This is a genomic window from Luteibacter sp., assembly GCF_035539195.1.
Taxonomy (GTDB): domain Bacteria; phylum Pseudomonadota; class Gammaproteobacteria; order Xanthomonadales; family Rhodanobacteraceae; genus Luteibacter.
Genome location: NZ_DATLIW010000040.1, coordinates 136,630 through 163,293, shown reverse-complemented (window position 1 = coordinate 163,293; position 26,664 = coordinate 136,630). Strand labels below are relative to the sequence as shown.

Genomic DNA, 26,664 nt, shown 5'->3' with positions numbered 1-26,664 from the left:
CCACGCTCAACCGGAGATGGCCAGACGCTCCGAGCGATAGAGCATGGCGGTGGCCCATACCGCCAGCACGGCGGCGACGAAGCCCCCGCCAAGGCAGGTCGCCAGCTGCCAGCCCGGCATGCCATCGCCACGCAGCAGCTGCACGATGCCGAGGTTCTGCGCGAGCAGCGGCACCGCGTACATCCAGGGCTCGGCCCGCACCGGAATGACCGAGAGCAGGACACTTGGCAGGATCGGCACGACCATCAGGATCGACAGGTAGGTCTGTGCTTCGCGATAGCTCTTGGCGAATGCCGAGACCAGCGACTGCAACGCCGCCAGCAACAGGATCAGCGGCAGCATCAGCACGATCACCTGTCCGCTGAAGCGCCAGCCGAGGTCGAGCGCGATGCCGAGCTTCTCCGTCGGGATGAATCGCGGCGCCGTCATGAACGCACCGACCGTCAGCAGCAGGCTGACGAGTGAGAACGTGCAGATGGCGGCGAGCTTGCCGGCGAGGATTTTCCAGCGCGCGACCGGATTGACGAACAGGGGTTCGAGCGATTGTCGTTCGCGCTCGCCCGCGGTCAGGTCGATCGCCAGGTACATGCCACCGAGGAACACAGTGAGCACGAAGAAGTACGGCAGGAAGGAGAACATCAGCCCCGAACGCGATTGCGACGTGGCCTGATCGCGCTCGGCGACCTGCACCGGCCATGCCGTGGTCGGCGACAGCCCGCGCGCGATCAGGCGCATGGCGCCCTCCCGACGACCGTAGCTTTCGACGACGCTGCGCACACGCATCACCGGTGTCGATGCGTCGCGTCGCGAGGAGTCGTAGATCAGTTCGACCTGCACGGTCTGGCCCTTGTTCCAGGCCTTGGCGTAATCGGGCGATATCCGCACGACGATGTCGGCGCGCTGCTCGCGCACGGCGTTCTCGGGATCGGGCAGTGCCGGTTGCGCATCGATACCGGCGGTTCTCAACGCGGCAACGAGGTTGGGTGCCAGATCGGCGCCGATCACCGGCACCGCGATAGGACGGTCGGCTTTGGCGATCTCGCGGTTGATCGTCACATTCATCAGCATGATGAACATTACCGGGCCCAGCAGCGGCCCGGTCACCAGCGCATTGATGAGGGTACGCCGGTCGCGCAGGTTCTCTCGCACTTCCTTCCAGTAGACGGCGGTGAAGGCGCTCATGCGGCCAGGCCCTCGTCGGTGCCGATGATCTTCACGAAGGCGTCCTCGAGTGTGCTCTGGCCGGTCTGCGCCAGCAGGGCCGCGGGGGTCTCGTCGGCGACGACGCGACCGTGCGCGATCACCACGATGCGGTCGCACAGCGCGGCGACCTCCTGCATGATGTGACTGGAGAAAAGCACGCAGCGGCCTTCGTCCTTCAGCTGGCGCATGAAGCGGCGCATCGCACGCGTCGCCATGACGTCCAGGCCGTTCGTCGGCTCGTCGAGCAACACGTTGCGGGGATCGTGCACGAGGGCGCGGGCGATCGCCGTCTTCACGCGTTGTCCCTGCGAGAAGCCTTCGGTGCGGCGCGTCGCGATATCGCGCATCTCCAGGCCGTCGATCAACGCCTCGCGACGGCGCGCCAACAGCGCGGGCTCCATGCCGTGCAGCCGGCCGAAGTAGTCGATGTTCTCGGCCGCGGTCAGTCGCTTGTAGAGACCGCGCGCATCCGGCAGCACGCCTAGGCGGCGGCGGACCGCGAGAGCGTCCGTGTAGGCATCGACACCGTCGACGAGTACCTGACCCGCATCCGGCTTCATCAAGGTGTAGAGCATGCGCAGCGTGGTCGTCTTGCCGGCACCGTTCGGGCCGAGCAGGCCGGTGATCTCGCCGTCGCGCGCGGTGAAGCTCACGCCGTTGACGGCTCGCACTTCGCCGAAGGCCTTGTAGAGGTCCCTGACTTCGATCATGGCGTGGCTCCGTTGAATCCGACGAATACCGGCAGGGGCGCGAGGCGGTCGAGGCACCGCGCGTCGAGCGACCTGGCGTCGGCGGTATCGATGAACTGGTCGAGCAGGCGCGGCATGCATCCGCGGGCGACGACGTTGTGACCCTGCCCCTTCAGTACCAGGTGACGACCGTTGGGCAGGCCTTCGAGCACCTGTTCGCCATAACGCGGCGGCGTGACCGGATCGAACTCGCCCGACATCAGCAATGCGGGCACGGCGCTCTTCAGGGGCCGATGAAAATCCGCCGGGCGCCTTCCATGCGGCCATACCGAACACGCCGCACGAAAGGCTTCGATCATGCCGTCCCCGAGGATGGTGTCCTTGTCCTGCGGGCGCGAAGTGAGCAGGTCGGCGTCTTCGGAACAGATGACCGAGTACTGCATGCCGCCATCCATGGTGTCGCCCAGGTCGCCGGTGAGCAGCTTGGCCTGGCCCAGGAGGGGACCGACGTCGCCGTGGGCTGCCGCGTCGATCGATAACGGCAGCAGCGCGGCGGTTTCGGGCGAATAGGCGAACATGCGCACGACGGTGGCCAGGGCGTGTTCGCTCAGCACGCGCTGCACGGAGGCGTAGTTCTGCGGATCGCGAAAGCTGACCTTGTGCGGATTCGCCCGTAAGGCATCGCGCAGCTGGAAGAGCGTCTGGTAGGGATCGCTGAACCGCGCATGGCAGGCGCTGTCCGCATCGCAGCGCGCGAACTGGGCCTTCAGGGCGGCGTCCAGGTTCACCGCGAAGTCCTCGCCGAGCACCAGGGTATTCGGCGCGACACCGTCGAGGATCAGCGTGCGCAGGCCATCGGGATGACGCATGGCGTATTGCTGGGCCACCCGCGTGCCATAGGAGACGCCGAGCAGGTCGAACTTCGGCGAGCCCAGGGCGATGCGAGCGTCTTCGAGGTCGGCGACGGCGTCGGTGGTGGTGTAGAAGCGGACATCGGCGTCGGCCGAGAGCTGATCGAGGCAGCGGCGGGTTTCCTTGCGCACCGCGTCGGCGTCGGAGCCGTGCGATGCGGCTTCCCCGCCGGGCACGCCGGGTTCGGCGTCGTCACGGCAACTCAATGGGTGCGAGCCGCCCGTGCCGCGCTGGTCGAGCAGCAGGAGGTTGCGGTGGGCCAGCAACGGGGCCATCGCCGGCGCGATCGCCGGATAGCTCTCCGCCGCGGACTGCCCGGGACCACCCGCGATGAAGGCGACCATGTCGTCCGCGGGGACCTGGGCGCTACTGCGGATGATGGCCAGGCGCATCGTCAGCTTGCGCCCTTCGGGATGCTCGCGGTCTTCGGGCACGACGAACGGCGCACACCATGCCGCGACCGACGTGCCCGAATGGGGCTGCGCCAGCTCGCACGGGCGAAGCTCGAGCGAACCGAGCTTCCACACGCGCGGCGGTGCCGGTCGCGTGGCGGCGGGCACGGCGGCGACCGGCTTTTCCACGGCGTCGGCATCGGCGGGCGGTTTGCGCATCAGCTGTCGGGTGGCGAAAGCGCCGGCGACAATGACCAGGAGGATGGCGATACGTTGAGCGCGTTTCATGCCATCAGGCCTCGGGCGTGAAGATGGATTCGATGGACAGCCCGAAGAGGCCGGCGATCCTGAAGGCGAGCGGCAAGCTGGGATCGTACTTGCCCGTCTCGATCGCGTTCACCGTCTGACGGGACACGTCGAGCTTCTCGCCGAGGTCGGCTTGCGACCAGCCTCGAGCGGTACGGAGTTCGCGGAGGCTGTTTTTCATCGGCTACGGTAGCGAAACCGGACGGCGCATTTGCACACGCCGAAGCAGCCCATCAGCACGGGGAGCACCCAGACCGCGACGGCCTCCGCCGGCGGCGCCGCGATGACCTTCGCGCCAAGCAGCATGCCGTAAGTGAAGAAGCCGAAACCGCCGATGGCACCGGCCATGGCGACCGACTCGAGGTCGATCCGCCGTTCGAATTCGTCCTGGTCGCGGATCACGCGAACCATGGCGCGGATGACGAAGGCGACCGGTAACACCGGCAGAAGGGTTACCACGGCCCGGGCGGCCATCCCTTCGAGGGTCCTGAGCCACCCGACGGAGACGAAGAGCAGGACCACGTAGCCGAACATGGCCGGGATGAACTCGCGCAGATATCGCTTGTGTACGGCACGCATCGCCATTCCCCGAATCATTGCACCTGGTTGGAGTCCGTCAGCGGATCGCAGCGTGTAAAGCACGCTTGACACCATCCTGCGTCCTGCTCGACGCCATGTCAAGCACCCTTGACACACCCACTGTGCCAATTCGGCATCGCTAAGTCGTTACGGCAACGCGCGTGGGAAATCACGCACGGGGCGGCTTGTCTTCCCCGATCCTTGCAGCCGACGGGTACACGTCACGGGAGATCCACCATGAAAGTCCGTCTGCTCGCCACCTTCGCCCTGATCGCTGTCGCCCTTGGCTCGGGCGGTGTCCGGGCCGCCACCGCCACCACGACCTTCAATGTCCGCATCACCATCACCGCCGCGTGCGACATCAGCACCACCGCACCGACCGACGTGAATTTCGGCACGCAACCGTCGACCGCGACCAATGTCGACAACCAGGGCGCGCTCAACGTCAACTGCACGCCCAGCGCGCCCTACACGATCGCCCTGGACAACGGGCAGAACGGTACCGACGCGAATTCACGGAAGATGAGCAGCGGCAGCGCACTCGTTCCCTACCAGCTCTATCGCAATGCCACGCGCACGGCCGCCGACGTCTGGGGCAGCACGACGGGGGCCGGTGGCAATGTGCTGGCCGGCAGCGGGACCGGTACGGTGCAGACCCTGCCGGTCTACGGCCGCGTGCCGAGCACGAACTTCGCCGCCGGCAGCTACGCCGACGTCATCACCGCCACGATCACGTACTGACGGTGTGCGGGTGGCCGCGACGCATGGCACGGGCCTGCGCGCTGGCCGCAGCCGTTTCTCTCGCGCCGCTGGCATCGGCGAGCGGGCTGCAGGTGTCGCCGATCGGACTGAGCCTGGCGAGTACCGCCCAGGCCGACGCACTGTGGCTGACCAACACCGGCAGCGAGCCGGTACATGCCCAGGTGCGCGTCTTCCGCTGGTCGCAGGCCGATGGCAAGGACGTACTCGAGCCCTCGCGCGATCTCGTCGTGAGTCCACCGATGGTCACGATCGCTCCGGGCGACCGACAGATGGTCCGTGTGATTCGTCAGGTTCCTGCTCCGGCAAGGACGGAGGCGTCTTACCGTGTCATCGTCGACGAATTGCCGATCGATGCGGGCGACCGCCCCGGGTTGACGTTCGTCCTGCGCTATTCGGTACCGGTCTTCCTGGCACCGGCGGGCGACCCAGCGGTGAAAGCGGCCCTGCAGGCGAGCTGGGAGCATTCGCCCGACGGCCCGATCTTGCGCGTGGGCAACGCGGGCAACGGACACGCACAGATCGCCGATCTCGTCTGGCGCGGCGCCAACGGTCAACACACGATCCTTCTCGGCGGACTGCTGGGTTATGCCTTGCCGGGCAGCACCATGAGCTGGCATCTGCCGCAGGGCGCGACCCATGCGGGTGGCTCGATCAAGGCAAGGATCAATGGTGAAACGTCCGAGTCGACGCTGGTCGTGGACACGGACGGCCGCTAGCCTGCTCGCGCTGGACGCCGCCGCCATGCACGCCCTGGCCAGGGAAGCCGACCCCGTGCCGCCACCGGCGACCGTGCAGCCACGAGAGCGTCTTGTTGGCGAAGACCTGTATCTCGAGGTGATCCTCAATGGCACGGCGACCGAGCGCCTGGTGCATTTCACGCGTCGTGGCGAGGCCCTGTGCGCGACGGCGACCGATCTGCGTGGACTCGGCTTCGCGCTGCCGCCGGGCGACGACGAGCGCTGCCTTCCCGACATGCCGGGACTTCACTACACCTACGACGTGGGCCAGCAACGCGTCACCGTGGAGGCTCCGCTGGACCGGCTCGACCTGCCGCGGCAGATCCTCAACAAGGCCGAACGCAGCGCCACGCCTCCGACCAGCGGTTCCGGCGTGCTGCTCAACTACGATATCTACGCCGCTGAGGGTGGCGGCCTGGACAACGTCAGCGCGCTGACCGAACTGCGCGCTTTCAGCGATGGGCTCGGCGTACTGAGCAGTACCGGGCTCACACGACGCTACCAGACACCCGGCCAGGGCTGGCAGGGCGACACCGTACGCCTCGACACGCAGTGGCGACTCGCGTTTCCGGCGCAGTCGCTGGCACTCACGGTCGGCGATACGTTCACCGGCTATCTCTCCTGGACCCGGGCGACGCGCATTGGCGGCATCGGCTTCGGCACCGATTTCGCCCTGCAGCCGTATCGCATCACCACGCCATTACCGCAGTTCTTCGGCCAGGCCACCGCGCCCTCGGCGGTCGAGCTGTACGTCGACGGCATACGCCAGTACAGCGGCCGCGTGCCGGCGGGACCGTTCCAGCTCACGGCCGTGCCGGGCGTCGACCAGTCGGGACAGGCGCAGGTGGTGCTCACCGATGCCCTGGGACGCAGTAGCACCGTGAGCTTCCCGTTCTATTCCGCACGCCAGTTGCTGCGCGGCGGCCTCGACGACTGGTCGGTGCAACTGGGCACGGTACGCGAAGCGTACGGCATCGATTCCTTCGCGTACGGCAACGCACCGATCGCCAGCGCCACATGGCGTCGCGGCGTCAGCGACACCCTGACCCTGGAAACGCACGCCGAGGCCGGTGACGGACGGGGCACGGCCGGCATCGGTGCCGTATGGAATCCGGTGGGCGCGCACATACTCAACGCGTCGATCGCGGGCGCTCGCGGCGGCGGCTCGCAGGTCGGTGCGGGGTACTCGTGGAGCGGACGCTACGTCAACGCATCCGTCGACACCTTGCGTAGCGACGCCGGCTATCGAGACGTGGCATCCAACTACGGCTCACCACCTCCCCGCGCGAGCGACCGCGCATTCATCGGATTCAACATACGCGAGTCGAGCTTTGGAGCGAACTTCGTTCGCCTGCGATACGCCGGACAGTCGGCCTCGCGCTACGCGGGTCTGTTCGTGCTGCGCAACCTCGGCCACGGCATATCGCTCAACGCCAGCGTCAACCAGAACCTCGACCTGTCGAGCGACCGGAGCATCTTTCTCGGCGCCACGGTGGCGCTCGACCAGCGCACGACCTGGAGCGCGTCCGCGCAACGCGACGGCGATCGCACCTTCGCCACGGCCGACGCGAGCCGCCCCATCGACGGCGATGGCGGTTTCGGCTGGCACGTGCAGGGACGCAGCGGCGTTGACGGTGGCGGCCTCGCCGAGCTTGGCTGGCTCGGCAATCGCGGCCAACTGACCCTCGGCGCGAGCACGATGGGCCCCTCGTCATACGGCTACGCCGATGCGAACGGCGCCTTCGTGCTGATGGGCGGTCATGCGTTCGCCGCGCGACGCATCGACGACGCCTTTGCCCTGGTGAGTACGGAAGGAATGCCGGATATCCCCGTCCTCCTTGAGAACCGGCGCACCGGCGTGACCGACAGCGACGGACTGCTCCTGGTCTCTCGCCTCAATGCCTATCAGGACAACCGCCTCGCGATCGATCCGCTCGACCTGCCCGCCGACGATCGTGTGCAACGCGTGGAGAGCATCGTCGCGCCCTCGGATCGCGCCGGTGTCGTCGTGCGTTTCCCGGTGAAGCGCATCCAGGCGGCGTCGGTGATCCTGGTCGATGCAAGCGGGCTACCGCTGCCCGTGGGATCCCGGGTCGACACCGTCGATGGCGCCGCCGCCTATGTCGGTTATGACGGCATGGTGTATCTCGACAACCTGCATGGGAGCACGGCCTTGCGCGTGACGCTGCCGAACGGTCATCGCTGCGAGACAGCGCTCACGTATCCCGCCAGCGCACGCAACCTTCCGCAGATCGGGCCGCTGATCTGCCCGGTGGCGAGCCCATGAAGTGGTTCGCGCTTGTCCTGCTCGCCGCCGCCGCGCTATTCGGCAGCGACGCGGCACGGGCGACGACATCGTGCACGGTGACCAGTATCAGCGGGGTCGCATTCGGCACCGTGGATCCGACCGGAACGTTTGTCGACACGACGGCGACCGTCAACTACAGCTGTACTTACAACGGCCTGCTCGGTGCACTCTACGGCACCTACGTCACGGCATGCATGAGCCTGGGAGCGGACGATCTCGGCAACCTGGCGCCACGTACGATGCTCGATGCGAGCGGCGACCGCATGCAATACCAGCTTTACAAGGACTCCACCCGCTCGACGGTGTGGGGCACGATCGCCAATGCGACCTACACGGCGCTGAGCTTCAACAAGGCTATCGGGATACTCTCCAACGGAGTGACGGTCACCGGCACACTGACGATCTACGGGCGCGTTCCGGCATTGCAATCCAACCTCTCGCCCGGAAGCTACGCCGCGACGCTGGCCAGTTCGCTCACCAGCAATGCCTTGACCTATAGCTACAACGAAGCGCTGCTGAGTCTGGGCGCCCCGCCGGCCACCTGCCAGTCCGGCGGGACAGGTGGCCCGATCACCGTCGTCGCGCCCTCGCTCGGCATCAGTGCGTCCGTGGCTGCGAAATGCACGGTGGGAACGGCCACCGACCTGGACTTCGGCAGCGTGCCCGGCCTGCTGCAGACGGCGACCGACAAGACATCGCTGGTCCGCATGACCTGCACCAACCGCGCGGCTTACCAGGTCGGGCTGGATAACGGGCAAAACGCGTCGGGCGGGACGAGGCGCATGTCGTCCGGTACGGGATTCGTGACCTACGATCTATTTCGCGACAGCTCCCGCGGGCAGCATTGGGGTACCACATTGAACACGGATACGGCGACGGGCACAGGTTCCGGCAGCGAACAAACCATGACCGTGTACGGCCGGGTGCCGGCGCAGGCCGCCGTGAGAGCGGGTAGCTACAGCGACATCATCACGGTGACCGTCACGTATTGAGGCAATCAGAACGTATAGACCATGCCCGCGCGCGCGCTCATGGCCGACTCTCCGCCATGACCCAACCGCGTACGTGTGCCGATATCGACGTATGCCGTCAGGTCGGCGCGGAACTGCAGCGCCGCACCAGCGGCGATGTCGGTGGCCCGCCCCGCCTTGCCCGTGGCGAGCCGGACGCTGGAGATATCGATCGATTCGCCGGTGCCGCGGGTGACGACATAGCGGGCATCGATATAGGGCGACCATGCATCGAGCACGTTTCCTCGTGGTTCGAATCGCATCGACACACGTGCACCGCTGCGCAGGGTCATTCGTTCCGGCGTGCCCGGTCGGACCACGAGACGATCGCGATCCGTCGCCCTGGCGAAACGCAGGCGCTGCCACAGCAGCGACGCCGCGGGCTCGATCGTTACGCGCTCGACCGGATGCCAGCGGAAGCCAGCCTCCAGCGAGGCTTCGTTGGCGTTGGCGCGAAGCCTTCCCAGCGCCTCGCCGCGCGAGGGCGTATGCACGTCGACGCGGTAATGCGTGAAGCCATACGACGCGCTCGTATGCCAGCCACTCTCGGTGGTCAATGCATAGGTGGCGGCGATGCCGCGGGCATCGGCTTTGGCCCGACTCACGCCATCGACCGCACGCGGTGCGATGCTCGTCGAACCCGTGGAAAGGCCCAGCCCCGCACGCATCGTCGCCTCTGCGGATGACCATGCAAGCAGCTCGCCGGCAACATGCAGGCCACGATCCGTGCGTGCGTAGTCGACCGCGTAGCGGGCGAACGGCAGGCTGCTGCGGTAGATCGCATGCCCGCCGAACGCGCGTACGTGCCAGGCGGAATCGCGCGCCGCGGCGGGTTCGACCGGACGCCATGCGTCCATCGCCGTCCGGCCATAGCCGAACAGCGCATGGGCCAGCACGAGATACGCAGGCACCTGGGGAACCAGGCGGGCGCGCACCGGCAGCGCTGCCGGGTCCCTACGGCGGTCATCGTCGACCGGGTTGCCCGAGGCATCGGTACGATGACTTTGCAGGCGGAAGTCCCAGTGAGCGCTGGCGGCATCGAGGAGGCGCTGGCCCACGTCGGATGAGCCGGGTGCGTAGGCGACGAGCCTGTACTGCCAGGGACCGGCGGCCACGTAGCCTCCGGCCAGCCGGAACGAATCCGCTCCCGCATTGCCACCGACCTGCACCACGCTGATGCCATCGCCGGGTTGCGGTACGCGCGTCAGCGGCGAGGTGTCGGCACCGGCACCGCCCATGGGGAGGATATGCAGGCTGGTGGAACCGATGACATCACCCGCGACCAGGAGGCGGTCGGTGAGCTGGCGGTCCATCGCTCCACCGGCATCGAGGCGGGTTCGCAGGACCACACTGCCTTGTCCCTCCGGGTTGGCGAACGTTCCGACGTCGAGACGGCTGGCCGGCGCACCTTCATCGAACGCGACCCGTCCCTGCCCTAGCAGGGTCAGGCGATGTACCGAGCTGTCGCCCGCAGCCACCCAGGCGCTGTCGGCCAGGTTGAGTTCGGCCAGGCGCTCGCCTCGGCCTTGCCATGTCGTGCTGTCCAGGCTGACACGCAATGGCCCGCCGCCCGCGCCAACGATGTCGCCGTGCACATGGCTATGCTCGGCGGTGAAGGTCATCGCCTGCGCCGCGTTCTCGATGCGTCCGTTGATTCGCGCGCCGTCGGTCACCCGGATCGAGGCATCTCCCGGCTGTCCGTTCACGGCGCGGATCGCGTAGCCCGCGCCCCGTACCTCACCGCCGGCGATGGCCGCCACCCCACCGGCGAGGGTGATCGCCGATGACCCGGCACCCTCGGCGACGACCCGCGTATCGCTGACGTGGAACGTCGACGTGGCACCCTGGATCGACACCGCGTTCACCCCCGGCTGTTCGGTCAACAGCGAACTCTTGCTCAGCGCGACGTGTGCGCCGCCACTGACGGCGACGGATTCGGCGCTATCGAACGGCGCGGCCGCGCCGCTGCGCTTGCCCGCATGGACGAGGGAGAGTCCCGAGCCGACGATGCGGCTGTCGGTACCCGCGGCGAGGACCCCGATGGCGTTATCACCCTCCATGCGCAAGGTGACGCCGTTCACGCCGATGATTCCACCCGATCGCGACGAGATGCCGACACTGTCGGCGGCCGACATGCCCAGCGTGACGTTCTGCAGGGTGACGGTCGACAGGTCCTGGGCATGGACGCCGATCGACCGCGCCCCGCTACCGGCGATGCGACTGTTACCGATGAAGACGTTCGCCTTGCCGAAGGCGAGCAATCCGTAGGCATGGCGCGTGCGATTGCCCGAGCTACGGTTGTGGATGTACACATCGTATGCATCGAGCGAACCGCGCCTGCGCACCTCGACACCGCGGCCGACACCGGGGCCATCGATCGTGATCGTGTCACCGCGATCGAGCGAGAAGGCACCATCGGCCTCGACGACGATACTGAACGGATAATCGGTGCCGCGCACCGGGGCGACCGCGGTGCCGAACAACGCCAGGGCGAGCGCGCTGCGCCCGTAAGAACACACGGCCATGATGCCTTCCTCGTTTCGTCGATGAGGAAGGCAAGTTAGTTATCGATTCGGGTGACGTATGTCGGCAGCCGTCGTGCCGTGAGTCAGCCGTCGCCGCGACGCCACTCGCCCCGTTTCGGCTTGGCGACGGGCTTCGGGCCGGCTTTGCGCTTGAGTCGCGCTTCGAGTGTCGCGGCCTGCTCTTCGCGCTCGTCGTGCAGCTTGAGGTAGTTGCGCCAGCGTTGCGGGGACAGCTCGCCCGAGGCCAGCGCGGCCTGGATCGCACAACCGGGCTCGTTGCTGTGTCCACAATCGGCGAAACGGCATTGCGACGAGAGCGTTTCGATGTCGGCGAACAGATCGAGGTTCTCTTCACCGGTGAGCTTCAGCTCGCGCATGCCCGGCGTATCGATCAGGCAGCCGCCTGTCGGCAGGCTGAGTAGTGCTCGGTGTGTCGTGGTGTGCCTTCCGCGGCTGTCGTGCGAACGCACGGCGGCCGTGGCCATGCGGTCCTCACCCAGCAACGTGTTGGTGAGCGTCGACTTTCCCGCTCCCGACGAACCGACCAGAACGGCGCTCGATCCTGGCCCCAGATAATCGGCCAGGAGCGTCACGGTGCTCGGATCCTTCGCGTTGATCGCATGCACGGCAGCGTCGTCGGGTAGCCGCTCGCGTAGTGCGTTGACCGCTCCTTCGACGTCGACATCGGTGTCGGCCTTGCTCAGCAGCACGACGGGCCGCGCGCCCGAGCCCTCGACGAGGGTGAGATAGCGCTCGATGCGCGACGGGTTGAAGTCACCGTCGAGTCCGGTGATCACCAGCACGTAGTCGATGTTGGTGGCGATGATCTGGCGTTCGTAGCGCTCGCCCGCCGCGGCACGCGTCAGCACGGAGCGCCGCGGCAGCACTTCTTCGATCACCGGGTGGTTGGCATGGTCCAGGAGAACGAAATCGCCCACCGACGGCCGCAGCGAAGGATCGAGGCCTCGCTTGAGGAAGTGGCCGGCCGGCTGCGCGTTGAACGCGACCGAGCCGTCGTGCACCTCGTAGCCGGCACGATGCTGCGCCACGACGCGGGCGAGGCGGCGCGGATCGTCGGGCAGGGCGGGGTCGCGCCAGCCGATATGGCGCAGGCGCGCCAGGTCCGATGAGTCGGTCATGGCCGTGATTATGCCCGCTTCCGGGCCGCTTTCCGCCTCGCGAGGCCGTTCGTACGCTGTTAGGATCGGACGACGACCGCCGGGAACGCGCCCGGCGGCATGCACCGGAAGTCCTGCAAGTGTCCTCGATCAAGCCCAGCGCGCACCTGGCGGAAGTGCGCTACGAAATCCGCGGCGCCCTCACCCGGCGTGCCCGCGATATGGAAGCGGCCGGCCAGCCGATCATCAAGCTCAATATCGGCAACCCCGGCCGCTATGGCTTCACCACCCCGCCGCACCTTCGCGAGGCGATCGGAGCCCATCTGACCGATAGCGAGGCCTACGGCCACGAGCAGGGCCTGGAGGAGGCCCGCGAGGCCATCGTGGCCCAGCAGCGGAGCCGCGGCTCGATCGGCATCGACATGGAGCGGGTGTTCATCGGCAACGGCGTCAGTGAACTCATCGACATCTCGCTGCGTGCCCTGCTCCAGCCCGGCGACGAGGTTCTGCTGCCCAGTCCGGACTACCCACTGTGGAGCGCCGCGACCATCCTCAACGACGGCAGCCCGCGCTACTACCGCTGCCTGGCCGAGAACGGCCATCTACCCGATCCCGACGAGATCGAGTCGCTCATCGGCTCGCGCACGCGGGCCCTGGTGCTTATCAATCCGAACAACCCGACCGGCGCGGTCTACCCCAGGGCACTTCTCGAACGCATTGTCGAGGTCGCCCGGCGCCATGGCCTGCTGCTGCTCTGCGACGAGATCTACGACGAGATCCTCTACGACCAGACGCCGTTCCAGCCATTGGCGGCGATCGCGGGCGATCATCCCTGCGTGAGCTTCGGCGGGCTGTCCAAAGTGCATCGCGCCTGCGGTTATCGGGTCGGCTGGATGAGCCTCTCGGGCGATCCCCGTCGCACCGCCGAGTATCGCGATGCCCTCCAGCTGCTCGCCGCCCTGCGCCTGTGTGCGAACGTGACTGCGCAATGGGCCGTGCGCCCGGCCCTGCTCGATAAACCCACCATCGGCGCCCTGACCTCGCCCGGTGGCCGCCTGCATCGGGCGCGACAGACCGTACTCGATCACGTCGCCGCCAGTCCGTTCCTCGACGTGGTCGCGCCCGGTGGCGCCATTTACGCCTTCCCGCAGATCCGCGCGGAGGCGATCCCGCATTTCGACGACACCGCATTCGCGCTGCGCCTGCTCGAGGAGGAAAGCGTGCTCGTGGTGCCAGGCACCAGCTTCAACCTCTCGGCGAGCCGTCACCTGCGGCTGACGTTACTGCCCGAACCGGCCCAGCTCGCCGAAGTGTTCGTACGCATGGATCGCGTGCTCACCCGCATGGCCGACGACGCGGTGCCCGCGGCCAGCGCGGTCGCCTGAGCCGTGGCCGAAGCAACCTTCCTCGCCCTCGGCGACTCCTACACGATAGGCGAGGGTGTTCCGCCCGAGGGACGCTGGCCCATGCGGCTGGTGGCGCGCTTGCGCGAACGCGGGATCGCCATCGGCGATCCACGCATCGTCGCCACGACCGGCTGGACTACCGACGAGTTGTCCACCGCGATGGACGCTGCCCACCTCCGGGGCAGCTTCGGCCTGGTGACCTTGCTGATCGGCGTGAACAACCAGTACCGCGGCCGATCCGCCGGCGAGTACCGGGAGGAGTTCCTCGCCCTGCTCCATCGCGCCATCGCGCTGGCCGGGGATTCGCGCAGGGTCGTCGTCGTGTCGATTCCCGACTGGGGGGTGACCGCTTTCGCGGAGGGCCGCGACCGCGCGGCGATCGGCAGCGCGATCGATACGTTCAATGCCATCGCACACGACGAAGCCGTGCGTGCGCATGCGCGATGGGCGGATGTGACGCCGGCCTCGCGCGCGGCGGTGGCGAAGCCGGGGATGCTGGTGGAGGATGGATTGCATCCCTCTGCCGCGCAGTACGCTGCGTGGGTCGATGTGATTCTGCCGGAGGCGCAGGCGGCGTTGCGGGAATTGCACCGCTGATCGCCGATGAATCGGCTCCCACAGGGAGCAGGGTGCACTCGCTTTTTGTGGGAGCCGCTTCAGCGGCGATGCTCCACCGCTTTGTGTGGGAGCCGCTTCAGCGGCGATGCTCCACCGCAACATCGCTGAAACACCCCCGCCACGGCCCGGTTACCTGCGAGGCCGACACTGACGTCCCGGGACAATCCGGGAAACCGACGTCATGGCCAAACTCTCCTGCCGCAGCGCCTTCATTTCCGATGTGCATCTGGGCACGCCGGACTGCAAGGCCGCCTATCTCCTCGACTTCCTCAAGAACCTGGACTGCGAGCGGCTGTATCTGGTCGGCGATATCGTCGACCTGGAAGCGCTCGCCAAGCGCCATTGGTGGCATCCGGACCATAGCGCCGTCATCGCCGAACTCATCGCGATGGCCGCGAAGGGTGTCGAGGTGATCTATCTGCCAGGCAACCACGACTTCCAGATGCGCGGCCTCGCCGGCTCGACCATTGCGGGCATCCGCGTGGAACTGGATGCCGTGCACGAAGGCGCCGATGGCCGCCGCTACCGGGTCAGCCACGGTGACGAGTACGACCCCGAGCATATCGGCCGCAGCTGGATCGCCTGGCTGGGCGACAACCTGCACCGCTTCATCTGCTGGGCGAACCGCCGCGTGCATGCCGTGCGCAAACGCCTCGAGCTGCCCTACATGCCGCTGTCCATCATCCTCAAGTCGCATGTCGGCGCCGCGCTGGCCTATATCCGTGACTATGAGCAGCGCGTGGCATCGGACGCGCGGGAGCGTGGCTTCGACGGGCATATCTGCGGCCACATCCATTTCGGCCATATCCGCTCGATGGACGGCGTCCTGTACATGAACGATGGCGACTGGGTGGAGCACTGCACGGCCCTGGTCGAGGATAGGAGCGGTGCCATGGAACTGATCCACTGGACCGAGCGCTGCACCCACCTGGGTCGCGCCAGCCGTGAGACCGTGCTGCCCTCGCCCGAGGCCGTGCTGGGCTTCGCCCCGCTGGCCGATTGCCGCGCCGATCTTGGCGAATTGACCGCGGAAGTGTCGCTAGCGGGTTGAAACGGACTCATGGGGGGCCCATGTGCCACGGATGCCGGTAAAATGGCCCCCTCTCTTTCCGCGGTGACCCCATGGCCCTCGACACACCCACCCGCGAGCGCATCGAAACCCTCCTTGCCGAGCACCCCGTCGTGCTCTTCATGAAGGGCACGCGCCAGCAGCCGATGTGCGGCTTCTCCGCCGCGGCGACCAATACGCTCAACGACATCATCCCGACCTACCACACGGTCAACGTGCTGGAGGATCCGGAAATCCGCGAGGGCATCAAGGAATACGGCCAGTGGCCGACCATTCCGCAGCTCTACGTGAAGGGCGAGCTGGTCGGTGGTTCGGACATCATCCGTCAGATGTACACCAGCGGCGAGCTCTACACCTTGTTCGGTGCCAGCGCGCCGGACCGCACGCCGCCGGAAATCACCATCACCGAGAAGGCTGCCGAAGCCATTCGGGGTGGCATGGCCAACGCCCAGGGTATGGCGCTGCACCTGGAGATCGGCCCGGATCACAGCGCGGGCTTCCAGCTCGCCCCCGCCGGCGATTTCGACATCGTCGTGGTCGCCAGCGGTATCGAGGTGCACTTCGATCCGGGCAGTGCCGCGCGCGCCAAGGGCGTTGTCATCGACTGGGTCACCACGGTGCAGGGCGAAGGCCTCAGCCTGAAGTTCCCGGGCGCGGTCGAGATCGGCACGCTCAACGTCCACCAGCTGAAGGACCGCCTCGCCGCCGGGGATATCACCCTGGTCGACGTGCGCCCGGCCCACGCTCGCGCCATCGCCGCACCGCTGGCCGGTGCGCGGATCCTCGAAGAGGAAGGCTACGAGGCCCTGGCCCAGCTGCCGAAGGACGCACCCATCGCCTTCATCTGCCACCACGGTGTCTCCAGCCGCGCCGCCGCCGAGCGCTTCGCCGCGCACGGCTTCACGCAGCTGTTCAACGTGGAAGGCGGCATGGACGCGTGGTCGCGCGAAGTGGATCCGACGGTGCCGCGCTACTGATTCGGCCGCGTCGGTGGGTGCCGCTTGGGCGGCGATAACCACGCCATCGAATCAGCTCGACGAGACGGCGCCTTCGGGCGCCGTCTTCGTTTGCGCGTCCCGCCAGCGCAGGAAGGGCCGTTCCACGGCGTAGTGAAGCAGCGCGCCGCCTGCGAGCGTCGCGACCACGTAGATCGCGAAACGCAGCAGACCCTGACCGGCCAGACGATCGCCCATTGCCGCCTGGACGAGCATGAAAACGCCCTTGTGGCTGAGGTACAGGCTGTACGACACCGCTGCCAGCCAGCCCGCACCAGGAATCGTCAGGCGCGAGAACCATGTCCTGCCACTGCCGGCAGCGACGAAGGCCATCATGGCCAGGGCGACCAGCGGGTAGCCGACGACGCAAGGCCAGAAGTCGGCGCGTGCCGCGTCGAAAAGCACGATGGCCCCGGCAAGCAGCGCAACACCGAGCGCCAGTAGCAGGTTGACGCGGGCATGCACCCAAGCGAGCCACGCGGGCCGATACACGCCGCAGGCTGCCAGCGCGACGCCGGCCACGAGACCGTCAAGCCGCGCCCAGGTCGGATAGTAGAGATAGCGCAGGTATCGCAGGCCCCGTTCGTCCGCCGGCCCACCGACGGAACCGCCGTCCGGGCCGACCAGATGGCTCCACAGCCATGCGCGAAAGAGCATGCCTCCGACGACCACGATCGCCGCGACCAGCGCGAACTTCCACAGGGCGGGCCTGCGCGTCAGCGCGAAGGCAAGGAGCGGGAACACGAGGTAGAAGTGTTCTTCGACGCAGAGCGACCACACGTGTGAGAACGCGTAGTTGTTGTCGTTGTCGTACTGGAGGTTGAAGGTAAAGGTGAGGAACTGCCAAAGCGGCTGCATACCCTTCGTCTCGGGCCATGCAGGCCACCATTCGTACAGCGCCAACACGACGAAGAAAGCGGGAAGAATGCGGATGAAACGGCGCTTGTAGAAGGCGGTGAAGTCGAGGGTTCCCGTCGCACGCAGGGCCTTGAACACCTGCGTACCGATCAGGTAGCCGCTGAGGACGAAGAAGAGATCGACACCCATCCAGCCGGACCACTGCAACACCCCATACCCGTCACCCAGCCCACCGATGAGGTAGCTATGGAAAAGGAGCACCCAGGCGATGGCGACGGCGCGGAGGGTGTCGAGTCCGGAAAGGCGGTTCATGCGCGGTCCTTGCGTGGGGCAGCGTGAGCGTGGGCAGCGTGACTGTGTGCGACGACGGAGCGCGGGGTGAGGCGGGAAAGTGGCGATTCGGAGGCGCCGCGGGCTTCAAGAGGTAGTCGATGGCGTTCAGTTCGAAGGCACGAAGCGCAAAGCTGTTCCGTGAGCGACGAGGGAAACCCATGATCACCATGCAAACGAAGATCGGCAGGCCCGCGATCCAGGCCATGCCCGGCGATACCGTGACGTTGCGATCTTCCTGCATGCGTATCGCTCCCCTGTTCCCCGCCGATTCTATCGGGCCGAGGACCACACGAGTGCCCTGCCGCGAGGTAGCTCGCGGCAGGGCGTTTCCTTACTGCGCCGAACCGGTTACAGGCAGGCGTTGAGCCCGTCGAAGACGCTCTTCCGGTTCATCGGAAGCTTCACTTCGAGCGGCTCCTTCGACGACATGAGCGCCTCGTAGAAGGACTCCACCGGCGTGTCCTTGGCGAGCGCCAGCTTGCACTTGAACAGTTTGGCGTTGACCTGCACGGCACCGGATTTGCCGTTGACCTGCGTGAAGCTGCCAGCGAAGGTCCACAGGCACTGCTTCATCGTGCCCTTGGTGGAATCGACCGAGCAGCGCAGCTCCATCGGCTGCAGGTTGCCGTAGTCGCCTTCACAGAAGGTATCGCCGCAGATGCTCTTGAACGCATCCGAAAGGTGCGCCGTGAGGTTCTCGAACCGTTCCATCCCGGCCTCGTGTGCCGGCCAGTGGACGGCGTCGACGTAGCGTTCGGTCGCCGGAGGTGTCGTCGGCTTGGGAGCCGCGTCGGTCTGCGCCATGGCGAAGGCGGGGACGAAAAGCAGGGCCGCGGCGAGGGTGTTTCGAAGCATCGTGGTGTCTCCTTGGTTGGGGAGCACACATGACACCGCTTACGCGCATGGGCGTCTGTCCATCGACGCCCATGCCGTTTCGTAGTCTTACAACCAACGCCCGTAGCGGCGGATGTAGATCGTCTTCATCAGCTGGGTCAACGCGCAGTAGCTGACCAGCGTCACCGCCAGCCAGGCGAAGTAGATGCCCGGCAGCGGCATCATGCCGATACGCGCACCCAGACCCGAGTAGGGAATGAGCATGCCGATGACCATGATCGCGCCGGTCAGGGCGAGCACCGGTGCCGAGGCCACGCTCTGCAGGAACGGAACGCGCCGCGTACGAATCATGTGGACCACGAGGGTCTGCGAGAGCAGGCCTTCGATGAACCAGCCCGACTGGAAAAGCGACTGGTGCGCGACGTCATGGGCGCCGAAGTAATGCCACATCAGCCAGAACGTGGTGATGTCGAACACCGAACTGACCGGTCCGATCCAGACCATGAAGCGACCGATATCCCCCGCATCCCACTTGCGCGGATGGCGCAGGTATTCCTCGTCCATGCGATCGAAGGGAATCGACAGCTGCGACAGGTCGTACAGCAGGTTCTGCACGAGGATCTGCAGCGGCAACATCGGCAGGAACGGCAGGAACGCGCTCGCCACCAGCACGCTGAACACGTTGCCGAAGTTCGAGCTGGCGGTCATCTTGATGTACTTCATGATATTGCCGAAGGTGACCCGACCTTCGATCACGCCCTCCTCGAGCACCATCAGGTTCTTCTCGAGCAGGATGATGTCCGCCGACTCCTTGGCGATATCCGTCGCCGTATCGACCGAGATGCCCACGTCCGCCTCGCGCAGCGCGGGGGCGTCGTTGATGCCGTCACCGAGGAAGCCGACGGTGTGGCCGCGACGCTGCAGCGCCTTCACCACGCGCGCCTTCTGCACCGGCGACATCTTCGCGAACACCGTGGTCTTCTCGACCATCGCGTCCAGCGCATCGTCGTCGAGTTGCTCGATATCGCGGCCGAGGGCCGAGGCCGTCACATCGAGGCCGACTTCGGTGCAGATCTTCCGCGTGACCGCCTCGTTGTCGCCGGTGATGACCTTCACCGCGACGCCGTGGTGGTTCAGCGCACGGATAGCCGTCGCCGCCGAGTCCTTCGGCGGGTCGAGGAAGGCCAGGCAGCCCACCGCGGTGAGGCCGGCTTCATCGGCCACGCCATACGCACGCTCGCCAGCCGGATCGCGGCGGATCGCGACGACGAGCACGCGCAGGCCATCTTCGTTGAGCTCGCGCGTCATGGCGCGAATCTCGGCCCGCTTCTCGGCGGTCATCGGCTCGACCACGTCGCCGATGCGCGCTTCGGTGCAGATCTGCAGCATCTCTTCGACGGCGCCCTTGCAGACGAGCAGTTGCTCGCCGCGGCCATCGGACACCACCACCGACATGCGTCGACGCTGGAAATCGAACGGGATCTCGTCGACCACATGGAAGCGCGACGCGACGGGCTCGAGATCGCGATGCGTGAGCACCGCCTTATCCATCAGGTTGCGCAGGCCGGTCTGGAAGCGGCTGTTGAGGTAACCGTATTCCAGGGCGTCATCGGAATCGTCGCCGTTGAGGTCGACGTGGCGCTCCAGCACGATCTTGTCCAGCGTGAGCGTGCCGGTCTTGTCCGTGCAGAGCACGTCCATCGCGCCGAAGTTCTGGATCGCGTTGAGGCGCTTCACCACCACCTTGCGCTTCGACATGGCGAGGGCGCCCTTGCCGAGGTTGGCCGTCACGATCAGCGGCAGCATCTCCGGGGTCAGGCCGACCGCGACCGACAGGCCGAACATGAAGGCTTCGAGCCAGTCGTGCTTGTCGAAGCCGTTGATCACGAAGACCACCGGCACCATCACCGCCATGAAGCGGATGAGCAGCCAACTCACCGAGGAGATGCCGCGGTCGAAGCTGGTCTGCACGCGCTCGCCCGACAGCGTATGCGCGAGCGAGCCGAGGTAGGTGCGGGCACCGGTCGCCAGCACGACCGCCGTCGCCGTGCCGGAGACCACGTTGGTGCCCATGTAGCAGACGGTCGGCAGGTCCAGCGGGCCGTCGGCGGAGCCGGGACCGGTGGTGGCGTTCGGCGCGGCTTTCTCCACCGGCAGGGACTCGCCGGTCAGGATCGCCTGGCTGATGAACAGGTCCTTGGCGGCGAGCAGGCGCAGGTCGGCCGGCACCATGTCGCCGGCGCCCAGATGGACGATGTCGCCCACCACCAGTTCCTCGACCGGTACTTCGATGCGCTCGGCGTGGCCGTCCTCGGCACGGCGGGTCACCGTGGAGGTATTGCGGACCATGGCCTTGAGCTTTTCGGCCGCGCGCGACGAACGGAATTCCTGGGTGAACGAGAGCAGGACGCTGATGCCGACCATGACCGCGATGATCACCGGGCCGGTCAGGTCGTCCGGTGCGGTGACCAGCTGGACCACCGCGAGCACCAGCAACACGATGATGAAGGGATTGCGGAAGGCGCGCAGCAGCTGGACCGACCAGTGCGGCGGCTTCTCGTGGCCCACCTCGTTGATGCCGTCGCGATCCAGTCGCTCGGCGATCGCCGTCTCGTCCAGACCGTCGATCCGCGAGTCCAGCGAGCGCAGCAACTCGTCGGCCGGACGGTAGGCGTCGGCACTGGCGTTGGTGAAGGCTTTGGCGGCGACGGCCGCCTGCGAGATGTGCTTCTTCATGGCCCACTGCCTTTCCGGACGACCTCTCCGGACGGGGCGCGAGCGGCTCTCAGCTGGTAGCTGAAGGCGTGCGCGCCGGCGCGGAGCCGACGTTCGGTTTCCGGGTAATCGTGACGACGGACGGCGAAAGCCGCGCCGTAGAGTCTATGTCGCTGTTCATGCCTGCGGCAGTGTGCCGTCAGCCCGTTTCAAATTGCTTTCAGCAGCGTCGAGAGAACGCGGAACGGTGATCGTGCGCTTGGCCGGGGAGGCCTGGTTGGCACGACGACGGGCAAGAGCGAAAGCGAGACGGCGGCCGAACATGCGCGGACCGGTCTTTTCGAGCTGGATGTACATGGCTCAATCCTCGGATAACGGAAGCTCGCGAGCTTCCGACGAGGAGAGCCGGACTTTCCCTAGCGGAGGAAAGCGCCGACAGACCGGGTGCGGTCGCCGCGGGCGATGATTTTTGCCAGCGCCGGGCTCCGATGCGAGCGGAAGCCGGCGCGTCGACTAGGGTAGACGTCCATAAGCCTGGGTAAACTGAGAAGGGTGCCACCGCACGAGACGTGCCGAGCGGTAGCCTGGGAATTGTCGCGCCGCAGCGAGGATCGGTCAAGCGTTCACGAGCGAATCTCGGCCGTGGGCCGCCCATCGGTGATTCCGGCCTCGTAGACCCGCGCCTCTTCCATCAGCCAGTCGCGGAAACGGGTGACCCCGCTATGCGACTCGGAGCGCTTGGGATAGACGAGATAGTAGGCCTCGGCCACCCGCAGCCGCTCCTTGCACAGCACCGTAAGCGCGCCGCACTCGATCAGCGAACGGGCCATGACCAGGCGACCCAGCGCCACGCCCATGCCCTCCAGCACGGCGCGCTGCAGGTGCTCGGTGTTGTCGAAGCGGGCGACATAGCGCGAGGGCAAGGGCATGCCGAAGGCCTCGGCCCAGTCGTTCCAGCGCCCCGAGGGATCGCCGAGCAGGGGCCAGCCTTCCAGCGAGGTCGTCGGCAGGCCGCCCATCTTGCGCACCAGCGAAGGGCTGGCGATGGGCACGATGTACTCGGCGAACAGTTTGTCGGCCTTGGTCCGTGGCCACGAACCCAGGCCATAGCGGAAGGCGACATCGATGGTCGGCTCGCGGTCGAAGTCGACCACGGACACCGAGGAAGACAGGCTGAGCTCGAGCTCCGGATGGGCACCGACCAGGCGCGGCAGGCGCGGCACCAGCCAGCTCGAGGCGACCGAGGGCAGCACGCTGAGCGTGACGGTGTCCTGGTGACGGCTCGCGTAACGATTGAGCGCGTGTTCGATGCCGTCGAAATGATGGCCGATCGAATCGAGCAGGTTGTTGCCGTCGGCCGTGAGCGTGACGCCGCGGGGACCGCGTTCGAAGAGGGAGCGGTCGAGCCGTTCCTCGAGGTTGCGGATCTGGTGGCTGAGGGCGCTCACGGTGAGGTTGAGCTGCTCGGCGGCGAGCGAAAGCTTGCCCGTGCGGGCGACCAGGACGAACCCCTGAAGCTGACCGAGCGGCAAGCGAGACATGTGAAAAATCCTCAAGTCCAGGTTGCAAACATATCGCTTTTTGGCGGGCTGCGGAACGGGCACCCTTAACTCCACCGATAGTCGCAAGGGGTTGCGGCTACACCCGAAAGGAGTACGTCATGGCTTCGATCTTCACCGGCCTCGCCTTCATGCACGGGCACATCGTCGACCGCGACCTCGTTTTTCGTCTCGGCCGCGAGGAACGTGTCGCCGATCGCGGCGCGGGCGTGCCCCAAGCCGTTCCGACGTCCCGCAAGGCGGAGCGTAAAGCATCCGTCGAGGTACCTGCCCGACGCGCCTGTGCCACCTGCTGACGGATACATCGGCTGAACCTGGCGTGCTCCAAAATGAGGGTTTCCGCCCTCATCGGAGAGACGCATGAAGCTACGCCCCCTCGGCCGTTCACCCCTGCAGGTTGCCCCGCTCGCCTTTGGCGGCAATGTCTTCGGCTGGAGCGCGGACGAGTCCCGCTCGTTCGAACTCCTCGATGCCTTCGTCGATCACGGCTTCAACCTGATCGACACGGCGGATGTCTACGAAGCCTGGGTGCCGGGTAACGAAGGCGGCGAGTCCGAGACCATCATCGGCAACTGGCTGAAGAAGAGCGGCAAGCGCGACCGCGTCGTCATCGCGACCAAGGTCGGCAAGTGGGCACGCTATCCGGGCCTTGCGCCGACGAACATCAAGGAAGCGGTGGACGATTCGCTGCGCCGCCTGAAGGCCGACCATATCGATCTGTACCAGTCGCATGAAGACGATGCGAAGGTGCCACTGGAGGAAACCTTGCGTGCGTTCGACGACCTCGTGAAGGCCGGCAAGGTACGCGCGATCGGTGCCTCCAACTACAGCGCCAATCGTCTTGCCGACGCGCTCACCACCAGCGCATCGAAGTCGCTCGCACGCTACGACTCGTTGCAGCCGGAGTACAACCTGATGGACCGCACCGGCTTCGAAGAAGGCCTGCAGCCGCTATGCGTGAAAGAAGAGGTTGGCGTGATCAGCTACTACTCGCTGGCCAGCGGATTTCTCAGCGGCAAATACCGTAGCGAAGCGGACCTGCACAAGAGCAAGGTACGCGGCGGCACGGTGAAGAAGTATCTGGATGCGCGCGGCTACCGGGTGCTCGGCGCACTCGACGAGATCGCCCAGGCGCACGCCGCGAAGCCGGCGCAGGTAGCGCTGGCCTGGGTCATGGCACAGCCTGCGATCAGCGCGGCTATCGCCAGCGCGACCACCGTGGAGCAGCTCGACGAACTGGCGAAGTCAGCCGCGCTCGTGCTGAGCGCGGATGAGTTGAGAAAGCTCGGCGACGCGAGCGCCACCTGAGCATGGTGGGAGCCGATTCATCGGCGATCCCGCGGCAGCGGGCCAGGGTGCGGCGAGCAGGTGCGGCGAGCACCCATTCGCCGCTGAAGCGGCTCCCACAACAGGTCAACGCGACGCGAGCAGCGTCGCGATCGCCTTGTTGAACGTGGCACTCGGGCGCATGGCCGCGCTTACGAGGGCCATGTCCGGGTGGTAATAGCCCTTGATCTCGACCGGCTTGCCCTGCGCACCGTTCAGCTCGCCGACGATCTTCTCCTCGTTCTCGGCCAGCTCCTTCGCCACCGCCGTGAAACGCGCCTTCAGGTCGGCGTCGTCATTCTGCGCAGCGAGCGCTTCGGCCCAGTACATGGCCAGATAGAAATGACTGCCGCGGTTGTCGATCTCGCCGACTTTGCGCGCGGGCGACTTGTTGCTGTCCAGGAAACGGCCATTGGCCACGTCCAGCGTCTTCGCCAGCACACGGGCATGCTTATTGTCGTAACGTTCGCCGAGATGCTCGAGCGAAGCGGCCAGCGCGAGGAATTCGCCGAGCGAATCCCAACGCAGGTAATCCTCTTCGACGAACTGCTGGACGTGCTTCGGCGCCGAACCGCCCGCCCCCGTCTCGAACAGGCCACCGCCGGCCATCAGCGGCACGATGGACAGCATCTTCGCCGAGGTACCCAGCTCCATGATCGGGAACAGGTCGGTGAGATAATCGCGCAGGACGTTGCCGGTGACCGAGATGGTGTCCTCACCCTTGCGGATGCGATCCAGCGACAGCTTCGTCGCGGCGACCGGCTCGAGGATACGGATATCCAGGCCGGTGGTGTCGTGGTCCTTGAGATAGCGCTCGACCTTGGCGATCACCTGCGCATCGTGCGCGCGGTGCTTGTCCAGCCAGAACACCGCGGGCGTGGACGAAAGGCGCGCGCGCTGCACGGCCAGCTTCACCCAATCCTGGATCGGCGCGTCCTTGGTCTGGCACATGCGCCAGATGTCGCCGGCTTCCACGGCATGCTCGAACACCACGCCACCGTCGTCGGCGAGCACGCGAACCTTGCCGTCCGCCGGGATCTGGAAGGTCTTGTCGTGTGAGCCATACTCCTCGGCCTTCTGCGCCATCAGGCCGACATTAGGCACGCTGCCCATGGTCGCCGGATCGAACGCGCCGTGCGCGATGCAATCCTCGATCACCGCCTGGTAGACACCCGCATACGAACGATCCGGAATGACGGCCTTCGCATCCTGCAGCTTGCCTTCGCCATTCCACATGCCGCCGGAATCGCGAATCATCGCCGGCATGGAGGCGTCGACGATGACGTCGCTGGGAACGTGCAGGTTGGTGATGCCCTTGTCCGAATTGACCATGGCCAGGGCCGGGCGCCGCGCGTACTCGGCCTTGAGGTCGGCCTCGATCTCGGCACGCTTGGTGGCGTCGAGCGTACCGAGACGGGCATAGAGGTCGCCGATACCGTTATTGGCATCGAAACCGACCTGCTTCAGCGTCTCGGCGTGCTTGCCCAGCACGTCCTTGTAGAACTCGCGCACGACGATGCCGAACATGATCGGGTCGGAGACCTTCATCATCGTGGCCTTCAGGTGCAACGAGAACAGCACACCCTTGGCTTGCGCGTCGGCGATCTGCGTATCGATGAAGCTGGCGAGTGCCTTCTTGCTCATCACCGCGGCGTCGACGATTTCCCCAGCCTTCACCGCCACCTTGTCCTTGAGCACCTTGACGCTCCCGTCGGCGGCGGTGAACTCGATGCGCAGGTTGCCGGCGTTGGCGAGGGTCGCCGACTTCTCGCTACCGTAGAAGTCGCCACCGTCCATATGCGACACGTGCGACTTCGATTCGCTCGACCACTTGCCCATGCGGTGCGGGTGCTTGCGGGCAAAGTTCTTCACCGAGAGCGGTGCGCGGCGATCGGAATTGCCTTCGCGCAGCACCGGGTTCACGGCGCTGCCCATGGCCTTGCCATAGCGCGCGTTGGTGTCTTTCTGTTCGTCGGTGACGGGGACATCCACGTAGTCGGGCAGCTTGTAGCCTTGCGACTGCAGTTCACGGATGGCGGCCTTCATCTGCGGCACGGAGGCGCTGATGTTCGGCAGCTTGATGATGTTCGCATCGGGCGTGGTCGCGAGCGCGCCGAGTTCCGCCAGATGGTCGCCGATCTTCTGCGCGTCGGTGAGGTAATCCGGAAACTGCGCGAGGATGCGGCCAGCGAGCGAGATATCGCGCGTCTCGACGGCGACGCCGGCCGTGCCGGCGAAGGCCTCGATGATCGGCAGGAACGAGGCGGTGGCGAGGAACGGCGCCTCGTCGGTGAGCGTGTAGATGATCTTGGGCGAGCTGGACATGATTCGGCGAGCCTTATGCTTGAGTGGGCCAGGTCATGGGGCCCGCCGGCGCAAGCCTCAAGGGCGCGCCGGCGAACGGGAAACC

Annotated in this window: 23 protein-coding genes; 10 read left to right on the top strand and 13 right to left on the bottom strand. The window is 66.4% G+C overall.

The window, feature by feature from the left end; all coding sequences use genetic code 11:
• Positions 1-6: 6 nt before the first annotated feature.
• Genes VM621_RS17935 through VM621_RS17915 form a run of 5 tightly spaced genes read right to left on the bottom strand, consistent with a single transcriptional unit; the run spans position 7 to position 4,081 of the window.
• A complete protein-coding gene (locus VM621_RS17935) occupies positions 7-1,182 on the bottom strand; it encodes an ABC transporter permease (protein WP_325470326.1) in 1,176 nt (391 codons plus the stop codon).
• A complete protein-coding gene (locus tag VM621_RS17930; protein WP_325470325.1) occupies positions 1,179-1,913 on the bottom strand; it encodes an ATP-binding cassette domain-containing protein in 735 nt (244 codons plus the stop codon). The genes VM621_RS17935 and VM621_RS17930 overlap by 4 nt, the downstream gene beginning before the upstream one ends.
• A complete protein-coding gene (locus tag VM621_RS17925) occupies positions 1,910-3,484 on the bottom strand; it encodes an alpha/beta hydrolase (RefSeq protein ID WP_325470324.1) in 1,575 nt (524 codons plus the stop codon). The genes VM621_RS17930 and VM621_RS17925 overlap by 4 nt, the downstream gene beginning before the upstream one ends.
• A gap of 4 nt (positions 3,485-3,488) precedes the next feature.
• A complete protein-coding gene (locus tag VM621_RS17920) occupies positions 3,489-3,683 on the bottom strand; it encodes a helix-turn-helix transcriptional regulator (RefSeq protein ID WP_325470323.1) in 195 nt (64 codons plus the stop codon).
• Positions 3,680-4,081 carry a hypothetical protein gene (locus VM621_RS17915; RefSeq protein WP_325470322.1) on the bottom strand — a complete coding sequence of 134 codons (402 nt, stop codon included), beginning with the start codon at positions 4,079-4,081 and terminating at the stop codon, positions 3,680-3,682. The genes VM621_RS17920 and VM621_RS17915 overlap by 4 nt, the downstream gene beginning before the upstream one ends.
• Before the next feature lie 237 nt (positions 4,082-4,318).
• Between VM621_RS17915 and VM621_RS17910 the strand changes: the two genes are divergently transcribed.
• The 4 genes from VM621_RS17910 to VM621_RS17895 are packed head-to-tail and all read left to right on the top strand — an operon-like array spanning position 4,319 to position 8,880.
• A complete protein-coding gene (locus tag VM621_RS17910; RefSeq protein WP_325470321.1) occupies positions 4,319-4,822 on the top strand; it encodes a spore coat U domain-containing protein in 504 nt (167 codons plus the stop codon).
• A gap of 23 nt (positions 4,823-4,845) precedes the next feature.
• Positions 4,846-5,559, top strand: coding sequence for a molecular chaperone (locus VM621_RS17905; protein ID WP_325470320.1), 714 nt, complete (start codon positions 4,846-4,848; stop codon positions 5,557-5,559).
• Entirely contained in the window at positions 5,510-7,867 is a 2,358-nt protein-coding gene (locus VM621_RS17900) for a fimbria/pilus outer membrane usher protein (protein WP_414674572.1), read from the top strand. The genes VM621_RS17905 and VM621_RS17900 overlap by 50 nt, the downstream gene beginning before the upstream one ends.
• Positions 7,864-8,880, top strand: coding sequence for a spore coat U domain-containing protein (locus VM621_RS17895; protein ID WP_325470318.1), 1,017 nt, complete (start codon positions 7,864-7,866; stop codon positions 8,878-8,880). The genes VM621_RS17900 and VM621_RS17895 overlap by 4 nt, the downstream gene beginning before the upstream one ends.
• Before the next feature lie 5 nt (positions 8,881-8,885).
• On the opposite strand, the gene VM621_RS17890 is transcribed toward VM621_RS17895, so the two are convergent.
• Positions 8,886-11,423, bottom strand: a complete 2,538-nt coding sequence (locus VM621_RS17890; RefSeq protein ID WP_325470317.1) for an autotransporter outer membrane beta-barrel domain-containing protein — start codon at positions 11,421-11,423, stop codon at positions 8,886-8,888.
• An 83-nt stretch (positions 11,424-11,506) separates the two neighbouring features.
• On the bottom strand, positions 11,507-12,562 hold the full coding sequence (gene rsgA, locus VM621_RS17885; protein ID WP_325470316.1) for a ribosome small subunit-dependent GTPase A: 1,056 nt from the start codon (positions 12,560-12,562) through the stop codon (positions 11,507-11,509).
• 119 nt (positions 12,563-12,681) lie between these two features.
• On the opposite strand from rsgA, the gene VM621_RS17880 reads away from it, so the two are divergent.
• From VM621_RS17880 to grxD, 4 genes are all read left to right on the top strand, one after another.
• Positions 12,682-13,926, top strand: a complete 1,245-nt coding sequence (locus VM621_RS17880; protein ID WP_325470315.1) for an aminotransferase class I/II-fold pyridoxal phosphate-dependent enzyme — start codon at positions 12,682-12,684, stop codon at positions 13,924-13,926.
• 3 nt (positions 13,927-13,929) lie between these two features.
• Positions 13,930-14,544: an SGNH/GDSL hydrolase family protein gene (locus tag VM621_RS17875; protein ID WP_325470314.1), complete on the top strand. Its 615-nt coding sequence runs from the start codon at positions 13,930-13,932 to the stop codon at positions 14,542-14,544.
• Between the two features lie 202 nt (positions 14,545-14,746).
• A complete protein-coding gene (locus VM621_RS17870; protein WP_325470313.1) occupies positions 14,747-15,616 on the top strand; it encodes a UDP-2,3-diacylglucosamine diphosphatase in 870 nt (289 codons plus the stop codon).
• A gap of 71 nt (positions 15,617-15,687) precedes the next feature.
• Positions 15,688-16,611, top strand: coding sequence for a Grx4 family monothiol glutaredoxin (gene grxD / locus VM621_RS17865; protein ID WP_325470312.1), 924 nt, complete (start codon positions 15,688-15,690; stop codon positions 16,609-16,611).
• A 51-nt stretch (positions 16,612-16,662) separates the two neighbouring features.
• Here grxD and VM621_RS17860 read toward each other — a convergent pair whose 3' ends face one another.
• The 5 genes from VM621_RS17860 to VM621_RS17840 form a co-directional block, all read right to left on the bottom strand.
• Positions 16,663-17,799, bottom strand: a complete 1,137-nt coding sequence (locus VM621_RS17860) for an acyltransferase (RefSeq protein WP_325470311.1) — start codon at positions 17,797-17,799, stop codon at positions 16,663-16,665.
• Between the two features lie 369 nt (positions 17,800-18,168).
• Positions 18,169-18,675 carry a hypothetical protein gene (locus tag VM621_RS17855; protein WP_325470310.1) on the bottom strand — a complete coding sequence of 169 codons (507 nt, stop codon included), beginning with the start codon at positions 18,673-18,675 and terminating at the stop codon, positions 18,169-18,171.
• A gap of 87 nt (positions 18,676-18,762) precedes the next feature.
• Positions 18,763-21,390, bottom strand: a complete 2,628-nt coding sequence (mgtA, locus tag VM621_RS17850) for a magnesium-translocating P-type ATPase (protein WP_325470309.1) — start codon at positions 21,388-21,390, stop codon at positions 18,763-18,765.
• Between the two features lie 156 nt (positions 21,391-21,546).
• Positions 21,547-21,726, bottom strand: a complete 180-nt coding sequence (locus VM621_RS17845; RefSeq protein WP_325470308.1) for a hypothetical protein — start codon at positions 21,724-21,726, stop codon at positions 21,547-21,549.
• 266 nt (positions 21,727-21,992) lie between these two features.
• Positions 21,993-22,910, bottom strand: coding sequence for a LysR substrate-binding domain-containing protein (locus VM621_RS17840; RefSeq protein WP_325470307.1), 918 nt, complete (start codon positions 22,908-22,910; stop codon positions 21,993-21,995).
• Between the two features lie 119 nt (positions 22,911-23,029).
• Between VM621_RS17840 and VM621_RS17835 the strand changes: the two genes are divergently transcribed.
• Together VM621_RS17835 and VM621_RS17830 are read left to right on the top strand one after the other, a co-directional pair.
• Positions 23,030-23,224, top strand: coding sequence for a hypothetical protein (locus VM621_RS17835; protein WP_325470306.1), 195 nt, complete (start codon positions 23,030-23,032; stop codon positions 23,222-23,224).
• Positions 23,225-23,288: 64 nt separating this feature from the next.
• Positions 23,289-24,236, top strand: coding sequence for an aldo/keto reductase (locus tag VM621_RS17830; RefSeq protein ID WP_325470305.1), 948 nt, complete (start codon positions 23,289-23,291; stop codon positions 24,234-24,236).
• A gap of 105 nt (positions 24,237-24,341) precedes the next feature.
• On the opposite strand, the gene VM621_RS17825 is transcribed toward VM621_RS17830, so the two are convergent.
• Positions 24,342-26,579 (bottom strand): NADP-dependent isocitrate dehydrogenase, encoded by a 2,238-nt coding sequence (locus VM621_RS17825; RefSeq protein ID WP_325470304.1) that lies wholly within the window; start codon positions 26,577-26,579, stop codon positions 24,342-24,344.
• Positions 26,580-26,664: the final 85 nt, after the last annotated feature.

What these genes read in the sequence shown, in the direction of transcription:
- VM621_RS17935 (WP_325470326.1), bottom strand. Translation starts at nt 1,182, where the DNA reads ATGAGCGCCTTCACCGCCGTCTACTGGAAGGAAGTGCGAGAGAACCTG.
- VM621_RS17930 (WP_325470325.1), bottom strand. Translation starts at nt 1,913, where the DNA reads ATGATCGAAGTCAGGGACCTCTACAAGGCCTTCGGCGAAGTGCGAGCC.
- VM621_RS17925 (WP_325470324.1), bottom strand. Translation starts at nt 3,484, where the DNA reads ATGAAACGCGCTCAACGTATCGCCATCCTCCTGGTCATTGTCGCCGGC.
- VM621_RS17920 (WP_325470323.1), bottom strand. Translation starts at nt 3,683, where the DNA reads ATGAAAAACAGCCTCCGCGAACTCCGTACCGCTCGAGGCTGGTCGCAA.
- VM621_RS17915 (WP_325470322.1), bottom strand. Translation starts at nt 4,081, where the DNA reads ATGCGTGCCGTACACAAGCGATATCTGCGCGAGTTCATCCCGGCCATG.
- VM621_RS17910 (WP_325470321.1), top strand. Translation starts at nt 4,319, where the DNA reads ATGAAAGTCCGTCTGCTCGCCACCTTCGCCCTGATCGCTGTCGCCCTT.
- VM621_RS17905 (WP_325470320.1), top strand. Translation starts at nt 4,846, where the DNA reads ATGGCACGGGCCTGCGCGCTGGCCGCAGCCGTTTCTCTCGCGCCGCTG.
- VM621_RS17900 (WP_414674572.1), top strand. Translation starts at nt 5,510, where the DNA reads ATGGTGAAACGTCCGAGTCGACGCTGGTCGTGGACACGGACGGCCGCT.
- VM621_RS17895 (WP_325470318.1), top strand. Translation starts at nt 7,864, where the DNA reads ATGAAGTGGTTCGCGCTTGTCCTGCTCGCCGCCGCCGCGCTATTCGGC.
- VM621_RS17890 (WP_325470317.1), bottom strand. Translation starts at nt 11,423, where the DNA reads ATGGCCGTGTGTTCTTACGGGCGCAGCGCGCTCGCCCTGGCGTTGTTC.
- rsgA (WP_325470316.1), bottom strand. Translation starts at nt 12,562, where the DNA reads ATGACCGACTCATCGGACCTGGCGCGCCTGCGCCATATCGGCTGGCGC.
- VM621_RS17870 (WP_325470313.1), top strand. Translation starts at nt 14,747, where the DNA reads ATGGCCAAACTCTCCTGCCGCAGCGCCTTCATTTCCGATGTGCATCTG.
- grxD (WP_325470312.1), top strand. Translation starts at nt 15,688, where the DNA reads ATGGCCCTCGACACACCCACCCGCGAGCGCATCGAAACCCTCCTTGCC.
- VM621_RS17860 (WP_325470311.1), bottom strand. Translation starts at nt 17,799, where the DNA reads ATGAACCGCCTTTCCGGACTCGACACCCTCCGCGCCGTCGCCATCGCC.
- VM621_RS17855 (WP_325470310.1), bottom strand. Translation starts at nt 18,675, where the DNA reads ATGCTTCGAAACACCCTCGCCGCGGCCCTGCTTTTCGTCCCCGCCTTC.
- mgtA (WP_325470309.1), bottom strand. Translation starts at nt 21,390, where the DNA reads ATGAAGAAGCACATCTCGCAGGCGGCCGTCGCCGCCAAAGCCTTCACC.
- VM621_RS17845 (WP_325470308.1), bottom strand. Translation starts at nt 21,726, where the DNA reads ATGTACATCCAGCTCGAAAAGACCGGTCCGCGCATGTTCGGCCGCCGT.
- VM621_RS17840 (WP_325470307.1), bottom strand. Translation starts at nt 22,910, where the DNA reads ATGTCTCGCTTGCCGCTCGGTCAGCTTCAGGGGTTCGTCCTGGTCGCC.
- VM621_RS17835 (WP_325470306.1), top strand. Translation starts at nt 23,030, where the DNA reads ATGGCTTCGATCTTCACCGGCCTCGCCTTCATGCACGGGCACATCGTC.
- VM621_RS17830 (WP_325470305.1), top strand. Translation starts at nt 23,289, where the DNA reads ATGAAGCTACGCCCCCTCGGCCGTTCACCCCTGCAGGTTGCCCCGCTC.
- VM621_RS17825 (WP_325470304.1), bottom strand. Translation starts at nt 26,579, where the DNA reads ATGTCCAGCTCGCCCAAGATCATCTACACGCTCACCGACGAGGCGCCG.